16 protein-coding genes and 1 pseudogene are annotated in these 17,216 nt (G+C 73.3%); 4 read left to right on the top strand and 13 right to left on the bottom strand.

Annotated elements, in window-relative coordinates:
- The 6 genes and pseudogenes from BJP40_RS24875 to mce form a co-directional block, all read right to left on the bottom strand.
- Positions 1–741: ABC transporter ATP-binding protein (locus BJP40_RS24875; RefSeq protein WP_143066024.1), on the bottom strand; the 741-nt coding region annotated here is incomplete at its 3' end.
- Between the two features lie 164 nt (positions 742–905).
- On the bottom strand, positions 906–1,685 hold the full coding sequence (locus BJP40_RS24870) for an ABC transporter permease subunit (RefSeq protein ID WP_071271427.1): 780 nt from the start codon (positions 1,683–1,685) through the stop codon (positions 906–908).
- 7 nt (positions 1,686–1,692) lie between these two features.
- Complete coding sequence (locus tag BJP40_RS24865; RefSeq protein WP_071282510.1) at positions 1,693–2,640, bottom strand: ABC transporter ATP-binding protein; 948 nt, start codon at positions 2,638–2,640, stop codon at positions 1,693–1,695.
- Positions 2,641–3,673: 1,033 nt separating this feature from the next.
- Positions 3,674–4,609, bottom strand: a complete 936-nt coding sequence (locus BJP40_RS24860; RefSeq protein ID WP_071264046.1) for a cellulose-binding protein — start codon at positions 4,607–4,609, stop codon at positions 3,674–3,676.
- Positions 4,610–4,724: 115 nt separating this feature from the next.
- Positions 4,725–8,858, bottom strand: a complete 4,134-nt coding sequence (scy, locus tag BJP40_RS24855; protein ID WP_071282509.1) for a polarized growth protein Scy — start codon at positions 8,856–8,858, stop codon at positions 4,725–4,727.
- Positions 8,859–9,068: 210 nt separating this feature from the next.
- Positions 9,069–9,535, bottom strand: a pseudogene (mce, locus tag BJP40_RS24850) (methylmalonyl-CoA epimerase).
- Positions 9,536–9,683: 148 nt separating this feature from the next.
- On the opposite strand from mce, the gene BJP40_RS24845 reads away from it, so the two are divergent.
- Both BJP40_RS24845 and meaB read left to right on the top strand, forming a co-directional pair.
- On the top strand, positions 9,684–10,895 hold the full coding sequence (locus BJP40_RS24845; RefSeq protein WP_071282508.1) for an acetyl-CoA C-acetyltransferase: 1,212 nt from the start codon (positions 9,684–9,686) through the stop codon (positions 10,893–10,895).
- Between the two features lie 142 nt (positions 10,896–11,037).
- Positions 11,038–11,994, top strand: a complete 957-nt coding sequence (gene meaB / locus BJP40_RS24840; RefSeq protein WP_071264037.1) for a methylmalonyl Co-A mutase-associated GTPase MeaB — start codon at positions 11,038–11,040, stop codon at positions 11,992–11,994.
- A 162-nt stretch (positions 11,995–12,156) separates the two neighbouring features.
- Here meaB and BJP40_RS24835 read toward each other — a convergent pair whose 3' ends face one another.
- From BJP40_RS24835 to BJP40_RS24820, 4 genes are all read right to left on the bottom strand, one after another.
- Positions 12,157–12,633 (bottom strand): MarR family winged helix-turn-helix transcriptional regulator, encoded by a 477-nt coding sequence (locus tag BJP40_RS24835; RefSeq protein ID WP_071282506.1) that lies wholly within the window; start codon positions 12,631–12,633, stop codon positions 12,157–12,159.
- Positions 12,634–12,774: 141 nt separating this feature from the next.
- A complete protein-coding gene (locus BJP40_RS24830; protein WP_071282505.1) occupies positions 12,775–13,578 on the bottom strand; it encodes an AIM24 family protein in 804 nt (267 codons plus the stop codon).
- Complete coding sequence (locus tag BJP40_RS24825) at positions 13,575–14,225, bottom strand: AIM24 family protein (protein WP_071264031.1); 651 nt, start codon at positions 14,223–14,225, stop codon at positions 13,575–13,577. The genes BJP40_RS24830 and BJP40_RS24825 overlap by 4 nt, the downstream gene beginning before the upstream one ends.
- Positions 14,225–14,863: an AIM24 family protein gene (locus BJP40_RS24820; protein ID WP_079168848.1), complete on the bottom strand. Its 639-nt coding sequence runs from the start codon at positions 14,861–14,863 to the stop codon at positions 14,225–14,227. The genes BJP40_RS24825 and BJP40_RS24820 overlap by 1 nt, the downstream gene beginning before the upstream one ends.
- Before the next feature lie 190 nt (positions 14,864–15,053).
- Here BJP40_RS24820 and BJP40_RS24815 point away from each other — a divergent pair, with 190 nt between their 5' ends.
- Complete coding sequence (locus BJP40_RS24815; RefSeq protein WP_071264029.1) at positions 15,054–15,401, top strand: DUF3817 domain-containing protein; 348 nt, start codon at positions 15,054–15,056, stop codon at positions 15,399–15,401.
- A complete protein-coding gene (locus BJP40_RS24810) occupies positions 15,398–15,697 on the top strand; it encodes an MTH1187 family thiamine-binding protein (protein WP_071282504.1) in 300 nt (99 codons plus the stop codon). Before BJP40_RS24815 ends, BJP40_RS24810 begins: the two co-directional genes overlap by 4 nt.
- A 206-nt stretch (positions 15,698–15,903) precedes the next feature.
- On the opposite strand, the gene BJP40_RS24805 is transcribed toward BJP40_RS24810, so the two are convergent.
- The 3 genes from BJP40_RS24805 to BJP40_RS24795 form a co-directional block, all read right to left on the bottom strand.
- The gene (locus tag BJP40_RS24805; RefSeq protein WP_177204476.1) at positions 15,904–16,389 is read right to left on the bottom strand and encodes a hypothetical protein; all 486 of its coding nucleotides are present in this window, start codon (positions 16,387–16,389) and stop codon (positions 15,904–15,906) included.
- Positions 16,386–16,712 (bottom strand): hypothetical protein, encoded by a 327-nt coding sequence (locus tag BJP40_RS24800; RefSeq protein WP_071282502.1) that lies wholly within the window; start codon positions 16,710–16,712, stop codon positions 16,386–16,388. The genes BJP40_RS24805 and BJP40_RS24800 overlap by 4 nt, the downstream gene beginning before the upstream one ends.
- Before the next feature lie 270 nt (positions 16,713–16,982).
- The gene (locus tag BJP40_RS24795) at positions 16,983–17,180 is read right to left on the bottom strand and encodes a hypothetical protein (protein ID WP_071282500.1); all 198 of its coding nucleotides are present in this window, start codon (positions 17,178–17,180) and stop codon (positions 16,983–16,985) included.
- Positions 17,181–17,216 lie beyond the last annotated feature (36 nt).

Genomic DNA, 17,216 nt, shown 5'->3' with positions numbered 1-17,216 from the left:
CCCGCCCGCCTCCGTGAGCGCGGCGGTCAGCTTGTCCCGCTGCTCCGGCGCGTCCTGCGGCGTACGGACCCGGGCGAAGCCCGCCGAGTTCACCGCGATGAACTCCCTGACGCTCATGTCGGCCAGCAGCCGGCCCCGGCCGATGACGATCAGGTGCTCGGCCGTCAGCGCCATCTCGCTCATCAGGTGGGAGGAGACGAAGACCGTGCGGCCCTCGGCCGCCAGCGCCTTCATCAGGTTCCGCACCCAGAGGATGCCCTCGGGGTCCAGGCCGTTGACCGGTTCGTCGAAGAGCAGCACCTGCGGGTCGCCGAGAAGCGCCGCGGCGATGCCGAGCCGCTGCCCCATGCCGAGGGAGAAGCCCTTGGTGCGCATCCGCGCCACGTCCTGCAGCCCCACGACGCCGAGCACCTCGTCCACGCGCCGCGCCGGGATGCCGGAGAGCTGGGCGAGCGCCAGCAGGTGGCTGCGCGCCGTGCGGCCGCCGTGCATGGCGCGCGCGTCCAGCAGGGCGCCCACGTGCCGGGGCGCGTTCGGCAGCTCCTGGAAGGTGCGGCCGTTGATCGTGACGCGGCCGGCCGTGGGCCGGTCGAGGCCGAGGATCATGCGCATGGTCGTCGACTTGCCGGAGCCGTTCGGCCCCAGGAAGCCCGTGACGGCGCCGGGCCGCACCTGGAAGGTGAGGTCCTGGACGGCGGTCTTGGCGCCGTAGCGCTTGGTCAGGCCGACTGCCTCGATCATTCTTCAGCCCTATCGACAGATCGGTACGACAACGGGCAGCAGCGTCGCGGGACACCGTGGAGTCACCCGTAGGAGGTAAGAGCAGGGTACGCACCCGGCGGTTCCACCTCATGCGGAAAACGGCCCGCACGCGCCACGCACGGCGACGTACCGACTGCGGACGGCTACGCGTCCCGCTTCCTCAGCACCAGGTAGCCACCCGCCAGGGACGCGACCACCCACAGCACCATGATGCCCAGTCCGCCCCACGGACCGTACGGCAAGGGGTCCTGCCCCAGGCCCCCGGGCACGACCTGCATGATCGCGGAGCCCGCCTGGTCCGGGAAGTACCGCGCGACCTCCTGCACCTTCGGCACCGCCACGAGGATCTGCGACACCAGGAAGAAGAAGGGCACGAGGATGCCCATGGACAGCAGGGGGGAGCGCAGCATCGCCGCCACGCCCATCGAGAACACGGCGATGAGCCCCATGTAGAGCCCGCCGCCGATCACCGCGCGCAGCACGTGGTCCGCGCCGATCGTCGTCCGGTGCTCGCCCAGCAGGGCCTGTCCGACGAAGAACGACACGAAGCTGGTGACCAGGCCCACGGCGAGGGCCAGGGCGCTCGCCACGGCGACCTTGCCGAAGAGGAACGCGCCGCGCTGCGGCACAGCCGCCAGGGACGTGCGGATCATGCCGGAGCTGTACTCCGTGCCGACCACCAGCACCCCGAAGACCACCATCGCCAGCTGTCCCAGCACCATGCCGGAGAAGCTGACCACCGTCGGGTCGAAGGTGAGCTGCTGCACGTCCGACAACTGGTCGAAGGTCACGTTCATCAGCACGCTGATGCCGGCGCCCATCGCCACCGTGACGAGCAGCGCGCCGGTCAGCGTCCACACGGTCGAGGAGACCGTACGGATCTTGGTCCACTCGGAGCGGAGCACTGCGGGTACGGATGCCATGACTTCCTCAAGCCCCCTTCACGCCCGCGCCCCACGTGGGCTGCGGGGCTGTGTCCTGTGCGTGGTACTCGACCGCCGTGGCGGTCATCCTCATGAAGGCCTCCTCCAGTGAGGCGTGCTGGGCGCTGAGCTCGTGCAGCACGACGCGGTGCTCGGCCGCGAGCTCCCCGACGCGCTCCGTCGTCGCCCCGTCGACCTCCAGGACCCCGCCTGCCGCCTCCACGGGGGTCAGCCCCTCGGCCCGCAGGACGTCGAGCAGAAGCTCCCGTTGCGGGGAGCGGAGCCGTACGTAGCTGCGGGAGTTGCGCGCGATGAAATCCGCCATCGAGGTGTCCGCAAGCAGTCGGCCCTGCCCGATGACCACCAAGTGGTCCGCAGTGAGTGCCATTTCGCTCATCAGATGGCTGGAAACGAAGATCGTCCGGCCTTCGGCGGCGAGTGCTTTGAAGAGATTGCGGATCCAGTGAATTCCCTCGGGGTCCAGACCATTGACCGGTTCGTCGAACAGGAGAATGCGCGGATCACCGAGCAGGGCGGCCGCGATTCCCAGCCGCTGGCCCATGCCCATGGAGAAGTTCTTGGCCTTCTTGCGCGCCACGGACGACAGTCCCACGATGTCGAGCACCTCGTGGACCCGTTGCTCGGGGATGCGGTTCGACTGCGCGAGGCACAGCAGGTGGTGGTAGGCGCTGCGACCGCCGTGCACCGCCTTCGCGTCCAGCAGCGCGCCGATGTCCTTCAGGGGCTCGTCGAGTTCCCGGTAGTGCCGCCCGTCGATCCGCACGGAGCCACTGGTCGGGGCGTCCAGGCCGAGCATCATGCGCATCGTCGTCGACTTGCCCGCCCCGTTCGGTCCGAGGAAGCCGGTGACGACCCCCGGGCGGACGGTGAAGGTGAGGTCGTCGACGGCTGTCTTCGTGCCGAAACGTTTGGTCAGGCCCTCGATCTCGATCATGCACCCACGCTACGGGGACGGGGGAGCGGACGCTACCGGGCGGCCCGCCCGAACTCACGGGGCCAGCGGCCCCGGAGGACCCCCGACGGCACCGAGCCCCCGGGACCCGCGCGCCGGCCCGCCGTCCGCACCCGGCTCGGTCGGCGACGCACGGCCCGCACACCCCCGCCCTCTCGGCGCCCGTCCGCGTCCTGCCCCACGGCAGGGGGCTCCGCCCCGGCGCCGTCCCGCGTGCCGCCACGTGCCCTGCCCCGCACGAGGAGGTCCCGCCCCGAGGGGCCCCGCACGCGGGAGGTCCCTGTCCGGTGGACGTCCTTGCACGGGAGATCCGGGGGGACCGACCGCACGGACCGCCCCGCCGCTCCGCCCGCGCGCCGCGCGCGTCGCGGACACGGGTGCCTGCCGTCCGGCGTCGGCCGGCCGGGCCCGCTCCACCCCGGGGACGTGTGTCCCCTGCCGGGGCCTGCCCGCACGGCCACCTCGGCCGCCTCGGGCGCCGCTGCCGGGCTCGCCTTCCCGCCCCGCCCGTCCCGTAGGGCGTACCCGAGCCCCCGTACCGCCCCGCTGACCGCCCCGCCACCCACACCCGTCCCGGCCCGATGCAGCGCCCGCAGGGGTTCGTTCGGCTCGCCGCTCGCCGCTCGCCGCTCGCCGCTCGCCGCTCGCCCCTCGCCCCTCGCGCTTCAGCTGCCCGTTCTCGTTCCAGCTCCCCGCTGTCTGCTGCTTGCCCTGCCCTCCCTGCTCCCGCTCCGTGCTCCCCCCGCCCTGCCCTCCTCCCCCGGCCCGACTCGACCCGCAGGGCCCGCATCCTCACCGCCCGCGCTCCGGCCCGCACTCGCGCCCGCTGGGGTCCGGCCGGGCGCCGTGCCACGCCGCGTGCCCGACCTCGCCGCACGTCCCGCGTCCGCGCGTACCGGTGTGCGGCGGGTCCGGGTGCGGGGCGGAAACACGCGGACGCCGGAGGGCTGGTGGCCAGCTCCTCCGGCGTCCGGGGGCGGCGGGCCGGGGGCCCGCCGGTCAGGGCGTCGTTGCTTCAGCGGGACTGCTGGGCGGGCACCCCGCGGGTGACCTCGTCGTCGCCCGGCACGTTCGCGGCGGCGACGGCCGCACCCGTCAGCGTGGCCAGCATCTCGCGGACGTTGGTCAGCTGGGCGTTGATGGAGTCGCGACGGTTCGTCAGCGCCGCCAGCTCGCGCTCCGATTCGCTGCGGATCCGGTCCGCCTTCGCGTTCGCGTCGGCCACGATGTCCTCGGCCTGCCGCTGCGCCGTCTCCACGGTCTGGCGGGCCCGGCGCTCCGCGTCGGTGCGCAGCTTCTCGGCCTCCAGGCGCAGCTGCTCCGCCCGGTGCTCGATCTCCGCGAGCCGCTTCTCCGCCTTCGCCTGACGCGACGCCAGGTCACGCTCCGACTGCTCGCGCCGCTTCGCGAGGTTCGTCTCGAAGTCGGCCGCCGCCTGCGCCGCCTTCGCCCGGGTCTCCTCGAAGAGGGCGTCCGCCTCCTCGCGCTTGGACTGCGCGTCCTTCTGCGCCTCGGCGCGCAGCTGGTTCGCCTCGCCCTGCGCCTTCTCGACGATCCGGACGCCCTCGTCCTCGGCCTTCGCCTTGCGGTCCGCGGCGAACGTCTCCGCGTCGTTGCGCACCTGCTGGGCCGCGGCCTCGGCGAGCTCACGGTGCTGCTCGGCGGCGCGACGCGCCTCCTCACGCAGGTCCTTCGCCTCCTCCTCGGCCAGCCGGAGGATCTTCTCGACCCGGGCGCCGAGGCCGGCGTACGACGGCTCGGCCTCGCTCACCTGGGCCTGTGCGTTCTGCGTTTCGAGGTGCAGTTCCTCGATGCGCTTTTCCAGAGCTGTGATACGGGCCAGAGCACTGTCACGGTCGGCAACGAGCTTGCTGATGCGGTCGTCCACCTGACCGCGGTCGTAACCACGCCGCACGAGCTCGAAGCCGAAGGGGGAGGAAGTGTCGCTCATGGGGTTCCTGTCGAATGAGACCGGTGAGGTGTTAGGGGGAATCCTAGGGGCCGCAGCGGCGTGTCATCGAGCGGATGACCGTTTGATTGGGAGAATGTCCAGCCTTTTGAGTGGCTTAGCCGGCGTTTGACTTGCCGCCCGTACGGGTACCCCCGGCTCCGGCCGCCGCCTTGGTGCTGCTGCCGCCCTCCTTGCCGCCACTTCCGGCAGGCGCCTCGAAACTCTCCAACGCCTCCAGCACGGCCTGGACACGGGAGATCTCCCCCTTGATGTCCTCCTGGCGGCGCTCCAGCACCTCCAGCTCGCGGCGCGCGGCCGCCAGCAGCGCGTCCGCCTCCTGCTCGGCCTTCTCCTTGATCTGCTGCGCCTCGCGGTTGACGTCGACCTTCTTCTGGTTGGCCTCCTTCAGCAGGCCCTCCGCCTTCTTCACCGCGGCGATCCGGACCTTGCTGGCCTCCGAGTTGGCGTCCGCCACCAGCTCCTCGGCCTTCGCCTCGGCCTGCGCCAGCTTCTCCTCGGCCGTCTGCACCATCTTGTCGGCGCGCTCGCCCGCGACCCGGGCCTGCTCGGCGCTCTCCTGCCGGGCCCGCTCGTGGAGCTCCTCGATCTCCGACTCGGTGCGCGCTCGCAGCTCCTCGACGCGCTCCCTTATGGCGTTGGCGTCCCGGCGCGCCCCGACCAGCAGCTCGTCGGCGTCCGTACGGGCCCTCTCCACCAGGGCGTTGCCCTCGATGGTCGCCTCGGACACGATCCGCTCGGCCTCCTTGCGGGCCGCGCCCACCATCGTGTCGGCCTGCGCCTCGGCGTCGGTGGTGGCGCGCAGCGCCTCCTCCTGGGCCTTCGCCACGAGCTGGTCGGCCTGCTCGGCCGCGTCGGCCCGCCGCTTGCCGGCGTCCTCGCGCGCCTCGTCCCGCAGACGGTCGGCCTCGGCGCGGGCGTCCGCCCGCACCCGGTCGGCCGTCTCCTCGGTCTCCTTGAGGTGCTGCTCGGCCTCCTTGCGGATCCGGTCCGCCGCCTGCTGGGCCGACCCGACCGTCTCGGCGGCCTCGGCCCGCAGCCGCTCCGCCTCGTCCGCCGCCTCGGCGGTGAGCCGTTCGGCTTCGGCGGCGGCCTTGGTGACGAGTTCGTCGGCCTGGGCGGCGGCGTCGGAGCGGCGCTTGTCGGCGTCCTTGCGTGCGTCGTCGAGGAGGCGGTCCGCTTCGATGCGGGCCTTCTCCCGTACCTGTTCGCCGTCGGCGCGGGCGTCCTCGCGCAGGCGTTCGGCTTCGGCTTCGCCGTCGGCCTTGACCTGCTCGGCCTCGGTGCGCAGCCGCGCGGCCTCCTCCCGCGCCTCCTCCAGGACCTCGGCCGCCTCGGTGGCGAGCTGGTCCGCAGCGGCGGCCGTCTCCGTGATGACCCGGTCCGCCTCCGCGGCCGCCTCGGCCGTCACCCGCCCGGCCTCGGCCGTGGCGTCGGAGACCAGCTTCTCCGCCTCGGCGGACGCCTCCGTGACGAGCCGGTCCGCCTGCTCCGCCGCCTCCGACCGGATGCGGTTGGCGTCGCCCCTGGCCTCCTGCCGGGTGCGCGCCGCGTCCTGCTCCGCGGAGGCCAGCGCGTCGGACGCCTCCGTCCGCACCCGCTGCCCGTACTCGGCCGCGTCCGACCTGGTCTTCTCGGCCTCCTCCAGTGCCTCCCGCACGGTCCGCTCGGCCAGCGCCTTCGCCGCCTCGGACTCCTCGCGGGCCCGGTCCCGCAGCAGGGTGGCGTCCGCCGAGGCCCGCTCCCGCTCCGCGTACGCGTCGCCGCGGACCCGGTCGGCCTCCTCCTGGGCCTCCGTCCTGGTGCGCTCCGCGGCGTGCTCGGCCGCCGACCGCAGCCCGGCGATCTCCTCCTCGGCCTGCTCCTGGAGGCCCGCCACGGACTCCCGCACCTCGCGGGCGGTCTGCTCGGCGGCGCCGACCATCTCCGCGGCCCGCCGCTCGGCCTCCTCGACCAGCCGCTGCGCCTCGGCCTGCGCCTCGTCGACCCGCTTGCGGGCCGACGCCAGCAGCTCCTCGCTCTGCTCCCGGGCGCGGCTTCGCTCCTGGTCCGCCTCGCCCCGCGCGGCGCCCAGCGTCTCGTCGGCCTCCCGGCGGCGCCGGTTGGCCTCCTCCTGGGCGGCCGCCAGCTCCTCCGCGGCCTCCGCCTTCAGCCGCTCCGCGGCGGCCTGCGCCTCGGCGCGGAGCCGGTCCGCGGACTCCTGCGCCTCCGCCTTGAGCCGCTCCGCCTCCGCGGACGCCTCCGCCCGGAGCCGCACCGCCGTGTTCTCCGCCTCGGCGCGCGCGGCCGAGACGTCCGCCGCGGCCTCCGTGCGCAGCCGCTGCGCCTCGGCCTCGGCCTCCTCCTGGAGCGCCCGGCGCCGCTCGGCGGACTCGGCGCGCAGCCGCTCGGTCTCCTCGGCGGCCTCCCGGCGCAGCCGCTCGCCCTCCGCGCGGGCGTCGGACAGGGTCTGCTCGGCCGAGACGAGCCGCGCCTCGGCGTCCGACTGGAGCCGCGCCAGCTCCTCGGCGGCCTCCGCCCGGCGTGCGGTGATGCCCCGCTCGGTCTCCTCCCGCAGCGCCTCGGCGGCGGCCTCCGCCGCAGCCTTCACCGACGCGGCCTGCTCCTCCGCGTCCGCGCGCAGCTGCTCGGCCTCGCCGCGGGTGCGCTCCAGGGCCTCCTCGGCCTGCTGGCGCAGGGCGGTGGCGCGTTCGATGGCCTCGGCGCGGACCCGCTCGCTGTCCGCGCTCGCGGCGGTGCGCAGCTCGTCGGCGTCCGACTTCGCCTTGGTGAGGAGCTCCTCGGCCTTCTTCGCGGCCTCCTCGATCTGCTGGACGACCTCGCGGCGGGCCTCCGCCCGGATCCGCTCGCCCTCCGCGATGGCCTCGGCGCGCAGCTGCTCGGCCTCGCCGCGCAGCCGCCGCGCCTCCTCCTGGAGCTCGACGGTCTTGGCGCGGTACTCCTTGGTGTCGTCCTTGGCGGCGCCGCGCAGCTGCTCGGCGGTGCCGGCGGCCTCGCTGACCAGCCGGTCCGCCTCCGCCTCCGCCTCGCGGCGGATCCGCTCGGCCTCCTCACCGGCCTTGCGGGTGGTGGCCTGGGCCTCCTCGGACGCCTTGCCGAGCATCTCCTCGGCGCTGCGGGCGGCCTGGGCGAGCTGGGCGGCGGAGTCCTCGGCGGCCTTCGTACGGGCCTTCTCGGCGGCCGTCGCGACCAGCTTGTCGGCCTCGGCACGGGCGTCCGCGAGGGCCTGCTCGGCCTCCGCCTTGAGCGCCTCGGCCTCCTTCGTCGCCTCGCCGACGAGCCGGGCGATCTCCGCCTTCGCGGTACGGGTGCGCTGCTCGTTCGCGGAGTCGGCGGCAGCCAGGCGCTTGGCGGCGTCCTCGGTGGCGGCGGCGACCAGCTTGTCGGCCTCGGCGCGGGCCACGCGCAGCCGCTCCTCGGCCTCCTGCATGCGCTGCTCGGCGCCCCGGCTGAGTTCGGTGGCCTGCCGGCGGGCCTGGTCGGCCTCGGCGGTGGTGGCGGTGCGGACCTGCTCGGCGTGGCTGGTGGCCTCCTGGGCCTGGGCGGACGCGGCGTTGAGGAGCCGTTCGGCGTCCTTTCGGGCGCGCAGCAGGATCGCCTCGGCCTCGGCACGGGCGGCCTCCGCCTCGGAGCCGACCCGCTGGCGGGTCTCCTCGGCGAGCCGGGCCGCCTCGGCGCGGGCGGCGGCCAGGGCCTGCTCGGCCTCGGCGCGGGACTCCTCCAGCAGCCGGCGGGCCTGCTGCTCGGTACGGGAGCGGAGCTGCTCCGCCCACGCCACGTTCTCGTTGACGTGGGCCTCGACGGTCTGCCGCCGCTCGGCGAGCTCCTGGTCGAGCTGCTGGCGGCGCTGCACCGCCTCGTTGTGCAACTCGGCCTGGAGGCGGGCCTGGTGCTCGGCGTGCTCCTGGAGTATCCGCTGCGTCTGGGCGCGGGCCTCGCGCAGTTCGCGCTCGGCGTCCGAGCGCATCTGCTCGGCCTGCACCTGGGCGGTGCGGAGCATCTGCTCGGCCTGGTAGCCGGCCTCGTTCGGATCGACGTAGGCAGGGCGGGACGCGATGGTGCGCCGTGCCTCGTGGAGCTTGGCGCGCAAGACCTCGACCTGGTAACCGAGGTCCTCGGCGTGCTGGACGGCCTTCTCCCGCTCGGTCTTCAGCCGGTCCATCTCGGCTTCGAACCGCGAAAGGTGGTCGTCGTCAGCCCGGTGGCTCTCCTGGCGTTCGTAGCCCCGCACTGCGCGGTCCCATCCGTCCCCTGGTCGCGAACTCTCCTTGCAGGGGTACCGTCCGCCGGCGAACGGCCCCCCCGGGGAATGGTGTCAGATCGGCGCCCCGCGGCGCTTTTCGGCAGCCTGGCGACGACCCGACGGCGACGGCACCGCGGCGCGGCCCCGCTCCGGCCCCGGCCCGGAGCCGCCCACTCTACCGGGCCGGGAATCGGGCGGTCAGTGCTCCGCTGAGGGGACTTCAGCCTCGGAGCCGGAGGCTGACCCGGCGGACGTGACCAGCTCGGTGAGCACGCCGTGGCAGTCCTTGGGGTGCAGGAACGTGATCCGCGAGCCCATCGAGCCGCGCCGCGGCTCGTCGTACAGGACCCGCACGCCCTTGGCGCGGACGGCCTCGGCGTCGCCGTCCACGTCGGCCGTGCCGAAGGCGATGTGGGGTGGACGCCCTCGCCGTTCTTGGCCAGCCACTTCGCGACCGTGGAGTCCTCGCGGGTGGGCTCCAGCAGCTGGAGGTAGGAGGCGCCGCCGTCGGACGTCTCGTTGATCTTGAGCATGGCCTCGCGGACGCCCTGCTCCTCGTTGGTCTCGGTGTGGAACACCTCGAAGCCGTAGGTCGTTGTGTAGAACTCGACGGTCTTGTCGAGGTCGAAGCAGGCGATCCCGATGTGGTCGATTCTCGTGAGCATGTGACCAGTGGAGCGCTCCCTTGAGCGGTTACGCAACGTGCGCGCCGTCACACCATCCGCCCGGTGACCGAGGCAGGTACCGCTCAGTACATTGACGGTAAACCCTCGTTCACTCCGCAGCCCCCCAGGCTGGAAGGGGATCGTCCTCATGTCTGGAACGACCGGTACCACCTCCGTCATCGTCGCGGGCGCCCGCACGCCCATGGGCCGGCTGCTCGGCTCCCTGAAGTCCTTCTCCGGCGCCGACCTCGGCGGCTTCGCCATCAAGGCCGCGCTGGACCGGGCGGGCATCGGCGGCGACCAGGTGCAGTACGTGATCATGGGCCAGGTGCTCCAGGCGGGCGCCGGCCAGATCCCCGCCCGCCAGGCCGCCGTCAAGGCCGGCATCCCGATGAACGTCCCGGCGCTCACCATCAACAAGGTGTGCCTGTCCGGCCTGGACGCCATCGCCCTGGCGGACCAGCTGATCCGCGCCGGCGAGTTCGACGTCGTCGTGGCCGGCGGCCAGGAGTCCATGACGAACGCCCCGCACCTGCTGCCGAAGTCCCGCGACGGCTTCAAGTACGGCGCCGTCCAGATGCTGGACGCCATGGCGCACGACGGCCTGACCGACTCCTTCGAGGGCATCGCCATGGGCGAGTCCACGGAGAAGCACAACACCCGCCTCGGCATCGCCCGCCCCGAGCAGGACGAGATCGCCGCCCTGTCGCACCAGCGGGCCGCGGCCGCGCAGAAGAACGGCCTGTTCGAGGCCGAGATCACCCCCGTGGAGATCCCGCAGCGCAAGGGCGACCCGGTCGTCTTCGCCAAGGACGAGGGCATCCGCGCGGAGACCACCGTGGAGTCCCTGGGCAAGCTCCGTCCGGCCTTCGCCAAGGACGGAACGATCACCGCGGGCACGTCCTCGCAGATCTCCGACGGCGCCGCCGCCGTGGTCGTGATGAGCAAGGCCAAGGCCCAGGAGCTGGGCCTGGAGTGGATCGCGGAGATCGGCGCCCACGGCAACGTCGCCGGCCCGGACAACTCGCTGCAGTCGCAGCCGTCCAACGCGATCCGCCACGCCCTGAAGAAGGAGGGCCTGGAGGTCGGCGACCTCGACCTGATCGAGATCAACGAGGCGTTCGCCGCCGTGGCCGTGCAGTCGATGAAGGACCTTGGGGTGTCCCCGGAAAAGGTGAACGTGAACGGCGGCGCGATCGCGCTGGGTCACCCGATCGGCATGTCCGGGGCCCGTATCGTGCTGCACCTGGCACTGGAGCTGAAGCGGCGCGGCGGCGGTGTCGGCGCGGCCGCGCTGTGCGGCGGCGGCGGCCAGGGCGACGCGCTGATCGTCAAGGTGCCGGGCGCCTCGTCCAAGTGACGGGCACGGCGCAGTAGGCACACGGGCACGCGGCGCCGCGCGGCCGGCAGGCGTACGACGCCGCGGCCGCGCGGCGCAGCAGCAAGGGCACCGCGGTCACGCGGGTCGGCGCGGTACGGGAAGTTAGGAGCTCTGGTACGTGATGGTGGACGTCCCCGCCCTGGTGGCGCAGGCACGGGAGGGCAGGCCGCGGGCCGTGGCCCGGCTGATCTCGCTCGTGGAGGGGGCGTCCCCGCAGCTGCGTGAGGTGATGGCGACGCTGGCCCCCCTCACCGGCGGCGCCTACGTGGTGGGCCTGACGGGTTCGCCCGGCGTCGGCAAGTCCACGTCGACGTCGGCGCTGGTGACCGCGTACCGGAAGGCGGGCAAGCGGGTCGGTGTGCTCGCCGTCGACCCCTCCTCGCCGTTCTCGGGCGGAGCCCTGCTGGGCGACCGGGTCCGGATGTCCGAGCACGCCTCCGACCCGGGCGTGTACATCCGCTCCATGGCCACCCGCGGCCACCTGGGCGGCCTGGCGTGGGCGGCCCCGCAGGCGATCCGCGTGCTGGACGCGGCGGGCTGCGAGGTGATCCTCGTGGAGACGGTCGGCGTCGGCCAGTCCGAGGTGGAGATCGCCTCCCAGGCGGACACCTCCGTCGTCCTGCTGGCCCCCGGCATGGGTGACGGCATCCAGGCCGCCAAGGCGGGCATCCTGGAGATCGGCGACGTGTACGTGGTGAACAAGGCCGACCGGGACGGCGCCGACGCCACGGCCCGCGAGCTGAACCACATGCTCGGCCTCGGCGAGGCCCGTGCCGCGGGCGACTGGCGGCCACCGATCGTGAAGACGGTCGCCGCGCGCGGCGAGGGCGTCGACGAGGTCGTGGAAGCGCTGGAGAAGCACCGCGCCTGGATGGAGGAGCACGGCGTGCTGGCCGCCCGCCGCAGGGCCCGCGCGGCGCACGAGGTGGAGACCATCGCCGTGACGGCGCTGCGCGAGCGGATCGGCGACCTGCACGGCGACCGCCGGCTGGAGGCGCTCGCGGAGCGCATCGTGGCGGGCGGCCTCGACCCGTACGCGGCGGCCGACGAGCTGGTGGCGGGCCTCACCGGGAACTGAGCCCCGCCCGGGTATGACGACGGCCCCCGCCCCCCTCGTGTCGCGAGGGGGCGGGGGCCGTCGGACGTCTGTGTGCGGTGCGGTCCTGTGGGGGACTGTCGGCGTGGCCCTCGCCAGGACGGCCGGCACCCCGCGGGGCAGCGCGGGGCGGCGGGGGAGCGGTTACGGCTTGCCGCGCAGGCCGCGCAGCTCCTCTGCGACGGGGGTGAGGGCGGTGTGCATCGCGCTCAGCGCCTCGGGCGTGAGCCGGTCGATGAAGTGGCGCCGCACGGAGTCGACGTGGTGGGGCGCCACCTTGTGCATGGTCTCCATGCCCTGCTCGGTGAGGACCGCGAACAGCCCCCGCCGATCGGACTCGCAGTTCTCACGCCGCACCAGACCCGTGTTCTCCATGCGCGTGATCTGGTGGGAGAGGCGGCTCTTGGACTGGAGCGTGGCCGCCGCCAGGTCGCTCATGCGCATCCGCCGCTCCGGGGACTCCGACAGGTTCACGAGGATCTCGTAGTCGTTGTTGGTCAGCCCGAACGGCTGGAGGTCCTTCTCCAGCTGGTACGTCAGCAGCCTGTTGACGTCCAGATACGTGCGCCAGGCGCACTGCTCCGCATCGGTCAGCCAAGGGGTGGCCGTCTCGGTCTCCATAGATGGATTCTACCTAAACAGTTGAAATGTGGACGAAGTGAACGACATGCGGTGACGCCTGCTCCGCTCCCCGTCCCCCGTCCCCGGACGCCCGCACGGCAGTGCAGACGTTCGAGCGCGTCACCCTCCGCAGACTACCGCTCACAGCCCGAAGCGGCGCTGGAGGTCCCCCAGCTGACCGGGAAGGCGCGGTACGGAGCCGTGCTGCCCGTGGCCGGAACCGTGCCCGTGCCCGTGCCCCCCGTGCGCACCGCCCCCGGGGACGCCCGGCTCGTGCGGCACGGTTCCCGTGGCCTGCTCCGGCATCAGCGTCTCCGTCGACTGGAGCAGCACCGTCCCGGCACCCACGAACTCGAACTGGTGCTCCTCGCCCGAGGCCCCGCCGAGCCCCGTCAACGCCCGCACACCGCCCATCACCCCGCGCATGTACGAGTGGTCGTAGTGGTGGCACGGCGACGGGCAGTCCGCCCACCCCACCAGCGCCTGCGGGTCCACCCGGATCGGCGGCTCCATGAACACCACCTCGCCGTTGGAGGCGGCCACGAACTTCCCCGTGCCGATCAGCGTCAGGAACCCCGGCACGATCGACTGCTTCAGCGACAGCGACGGCTGGAAGGCCAGCAGGTTCCCGGCCCGGATCGTCAGGTTGCCGTCCTCCAGGTCGAAGGAGTTCACGTCGAAGGCCCGGTCCGCGAGCAGCATCTTGCCGCTGCCCTCCGCCACCACCCAGTCGCTCGCGTGCATCGGCGAGTGGAAGCTGCCCCGCACCAGCCGCTCCAGCGGCCCGTGCCCCACGCCGTTGAACGAGATGTTCCCGTAGTAGGCGATCATCTTGCCCTTCTGCAGGAACCACCGGGAGCCCTTCAGCTCCACGCAGAAGGTGTACGCGTTGACGTTGTCGTCGCTCGGCAGCGACACCGGGTCGTACACGACGGACGCGTTCACAGCTTCTCCTCCGAGGCCTGGACGTACACCGCACCACTGCCGCTCAGCTCCAGCTGGAACGCCTCGCCCGAGCCGCGCCCCACCATGTCGCGCCAGCCCAGCGCGGTGGAGAGCTTGTTCCGCACGTCGCCGTGGTGCGCGACGTACGCCTGCGGGTCCACGTGGACCGGCCGCCCCGGGGTGATGGGCAGCTGGATGACCCCGCCGTGGGCCATCACGGCGACGGCGCCGTGCCCCTTGAGCGTCGTGGTGAAGAGGCCCTGCCCGGTCACCTGGCCGCGGACCATGCCCATGACGCCGCCCTGCGAGCCCATGAACATGGTGCCCTGCTCCAGTGTGCCGTCGAAGGCGAGCAGCCGGTCCGCTTCCACGTACAGCGTGTCGCCGGTGAGCTGGATGACCTGCACGTGGTGGCCGCCGTGCCCGAACATGACCGTGCCGCTGCCCTCCACGGTCATGAGCGGCGCGGCCTCGTTGGCGACCCGCCGGCCGATCATGGCCATGACGCCGCCCTGGCCGCCGGTGATGTTCGGCGTGAAAGTGACGTCCCCGCGGTATGCGAGCATGGCGCCGCGCTGGCTGAACAACCGCTGCCCCGGCGTGAGGACGGCCTCCACCATCTTGGAGTTGATCTCCCGGAACGGCATCAGACGTCTCCTCCGACCGTGTTGCGCTCGCTGGGCTGCACGTACACGATCCCGTCGCCCTCGAAGCGGATCTGGAACGCCTCGCCGCCGCCCTCGCCCATGAACGTGCGGAAGGTCACACCGGACTGGAAGCTCTGCTGGAGGTTGCCCTGGTGGGCGATGTACGCGCCGGGGTCCACCGAGAGCGGGTACTGCGGGGTCACGCGGAGCACCACGGCCGGCCCGTCGGACATGACCGCGACCTGCCCGGAGCCCTCCACCGTGGTGGTGAACAGCCCGTTGCCGGAGGCGCCGCCGCGCAGCCCGGTGAAGGTCGTGCCGGTCCGCAGCGCCGCGTCGGCGCACAGCAGGTTGCTCGCCTCCACCCACAGCTTGTCCCCGTGCAGACCCAGCACGGTGATGTCGGAGGCCCGGTCGGCGAAGAAGCAGGTGCCCTGCCCCCGCACCTCCATGACCTCCATCTGCTCACCGGTGAGCCGCCGGGTGACCATGCCGCGCAGGCCCTCGCCGCCGCCGGTCATCTTCTTGAACGCCATCTGGCCCTCGTACGCGACCATCGACCCGTTCTTCGCCTTGACGGCGTCCCCGGTCATGTCGACGGCCAGCACTTTGCTGCCTTGAAGTCGGAAGGTTGCCACGCGCAGACGTTAACCGGCGGCGCGGCGGCCCGGACAGGCCCCTGAGGAGGAGGCCGACCCGGAGAAGGGCCCCAGCTAAAAGGTTGGCAAAGCCGCCTGTCACAATGGGACCCGCTTGTGCACGCGTTCACAAGATCGGGCCCCGGCGGCCCGATCCCCCGTACACCACCCACACCGGAAGGTGCCTTCCGTGGACATCAAGACCGCATCCGCCCTCCACCGCCTGCGCCTGGTCTCGGGCCCCGAGGCCGTGTCCTTCATCCTGCTGCTGATCTGCTCGGTCCTGAAGCGGACGACGGACTTCAACGCGGTCCCCGTCATGGGCGCGATCCACGGCCTGCTGTTCGTCCTCTACGGCCTCTTCTGGCTGGACGCCTGGAACAAGGCGAAGTGGCCGCTCAAGACCGCCGCCCTCTACTTCGTGCTGTCGGTCGTCCCCTTCGGCGGCTTCGTCGCGGACCGCAGGCTCAAGCGCGAGGCCGACGACGCGGTCGCCGCGTCGCGCGCCCGGCGCGAGGGCGTGGTGGACGCCGCGTGATCGTCGCGTTCAGCGTCACGCCGCTGGGCGTGGGAGGGGACGTCGGCGCCTACGTCGCCGACGCGGTGCGGGTCGTCCGCGAGTCGGGCCTGCCGAACCGCACGGACGCGATGTTCACGACCGTCGAGGGCGAGTGGGACGAGGTGATGGACGTCGTGAAGCGCGCCGTCGCCGCGGTCGAGGCCCGCGCGCCCCGCGTCTCGGTCGTCCTGAAGGCCGACATCCGCCCGGGCGTCACGGACGGCCTCACGTCCAAGGTCGCGACGGTGGAGCGGCACCTGTCGGACGGGGCCTGAGCCCCGCGGGGGCGGACGCGCGACGCCCCCGCCGACGGCCGGGACCATCAGGTGCGTACCGGCCCGGCCCGGGACCAACAGGTGCGCGCACCGCACCGGAACGGCCCCGTCAGCCGGGGCCCCCGCCCCGCGGGGGCGGCGTGCAGCGGTGGCAGCGGCACGGGGGCCATGCCCGGCGACGCGCGGCCACGCGGTGGGCCGACCACTCACACGGCGTGGACGTGCACGTCCGGCGGGTCCAGCACCGCCAGGTAGGCGGCGATGTCCTGCGGGTCGCTGGTGAAGACCACCGCGCTGCCGTGTCTGGCGGCGGCCAGCGCCACGCAGGCGTCCACCGCGTCAGGCCGCTTCTTGGCGGGGAGGTCGGCCCGCCCCAGGACGGTGCCGACGCGGCGCCAGTCCGCCAGGTCGAAGCCGCTCGCGCAGGCGATGCACTCGGGGCGGCCCGCCTTCGTCTCCCGCATCGGCGGGGCGGAGCCGCGGGTCAGCGGCACCGTGCAGTCCTTGAGGACCGCGCCCAGTCCGTGCACGAGGGCCGGATGCGGACGCCACACCTGGGCGAGCACCGGCCCGAGGACCACTGCCCGGTGCGGCGCGGCCCTCAGTGCTTCGTGCAGGCGGACCGGCTTGGCCTTGCGGTCCGCCAGGGCGATCAGCATCCCCGTGTCGTAGACGGGGACCCGTGCCTTCACGCGGCCTCTCCTGGACGGGTGCCGGTCCGGTCCGCCCCGAGAACCAGGTCGAGGGCGGCGTCGACGTCCCGCTGCTCCTGCTCGGTCAACTCGCCGACGGGCTGCACGGCCCCCCCGGGAAGGCGTGCCGCCTCGGCCGTGGCCGCCGCGATCACGGCGTCCACGCCCGCGAACCGGTCCTCTATGGCTTCCGTCTCGGCCATCTGCCGGGTGGCGGCGTGCACGAGGTACGCCGACACGTCCAGGCCGGCCCGCTCGGCGTGCCGCCTGATGCGCTCGGCCTGATGCTCGTCAAGACTGATGCTGATCCTGGTCTTCGCCACGCGTCGAGTGTATGACGCGTATTACGGTGAACCAAGCGCGCCGCGGACGCCTGGAGCCAACAGGTGCGCGCACCGCACCGGAACGGCCCCGTCAGCCGGGGCCCCCGCCCCGCGGGGGCGGCGTGCAGCGGTGGCAGCGGCACGGGGGCCATGCCGGCGTCAGCAGCGGGGGAGGGCCGTCGCCGGTGGCCACGGTACGTCTCGGGCCCCAGGTGCGTCCGCCGTCCCGGGACACGCGCAGGGTCATCAGCGGCCGGGGCTCCGCGCCGTTCACCGGTGGCCCTGCGGGTGCCGCCGCAGCAGGACGTTGCAGTCCGACACCTTCGCCATGTCCCCCCGCTGCCGTGCCGCCGCCCGCACGTCCACGAGCCACGCACAGGCGGGGCACCCCTCGACGGGGCCGGGCTCCGGCCCCCACCACACCGGCAGGTCGAGGGGCGGGGTGCTGTACCGCATGGGTTCGCTCATGGGGCGATGATCACGCCGCTCACCAGGACGAAGGAA

The sequence above is a fragment of the Streptomyces sp. CC53 genome, assembly GCF_001865245.1.
Lineage (GTDB): Bacteria > Actinomycetota > Actinomycetes > Streptomycetales > Streptomycetaceae > Streptomyces.
This window is presented reverse-complemented; position numbering and strand designations above follow the sequence as displayed.

Bases quoted from the DNA above. Each gene is read 5' to 3' on its own strand.
- BJP40_RS24845 (WP_071282508.1), top strand. From the start codon at position 9,684: ATGTCTGGAACGACCGGTACCACCTCCGTCATCGTCGCGGGCGCCCGC.
- BJP40_RS24870 (WP_071271427.1), bottom strand. From the start codon at position 1,685: ATGGCATCCGTACCCGCAGTGCTCCGCTCCGAGTGGACCAAGATCCGT.
- meaB (WP_071264037.1), top strand. From the start codon at position 11,038: ATGGTGGACGTCCCCGCCCTGGTGGCGCAGGCACGGGAGGGCAGGCCG.
- BJP40_RS24825 (WP_071264031.1), bottom strand. From the start codon at position 14,225: ATGCCGTTCCGGGAGATCAACTCCAAGATGGTGGAGGCCGTCCTCACG.
- BJP40_RS24835 (WP_071282506.1), bottom strand. From the start codon at position 12,633: ATGGAGACCGAGACGGCCACCCCTTGGCTGACCGATGCGGAGCAGTGC.
- BJP40_RS24795 (WP_071282500.1), bottom strand. From the start codon at position 17,180: ATGAGCGAACCCATGCGGTACAGCACCCCGCCCCTCGACCTGCCGGTG.
- BJP40_RS24860 (WP_071264046.1), bottom strand. From the start codon at position 4,609: ATGAGCGACACTTCCTCCCCCTTCGGCTTCGAGCTCGTGCGGCGTGGT.
- BJP40_RS24865 (WP_071282510.1), bottom strand. From the start codon at position 2,640: ATGATCGAGATCGAGGGCCTGACCAAACGTTTCGGCACGAAGACAGCC.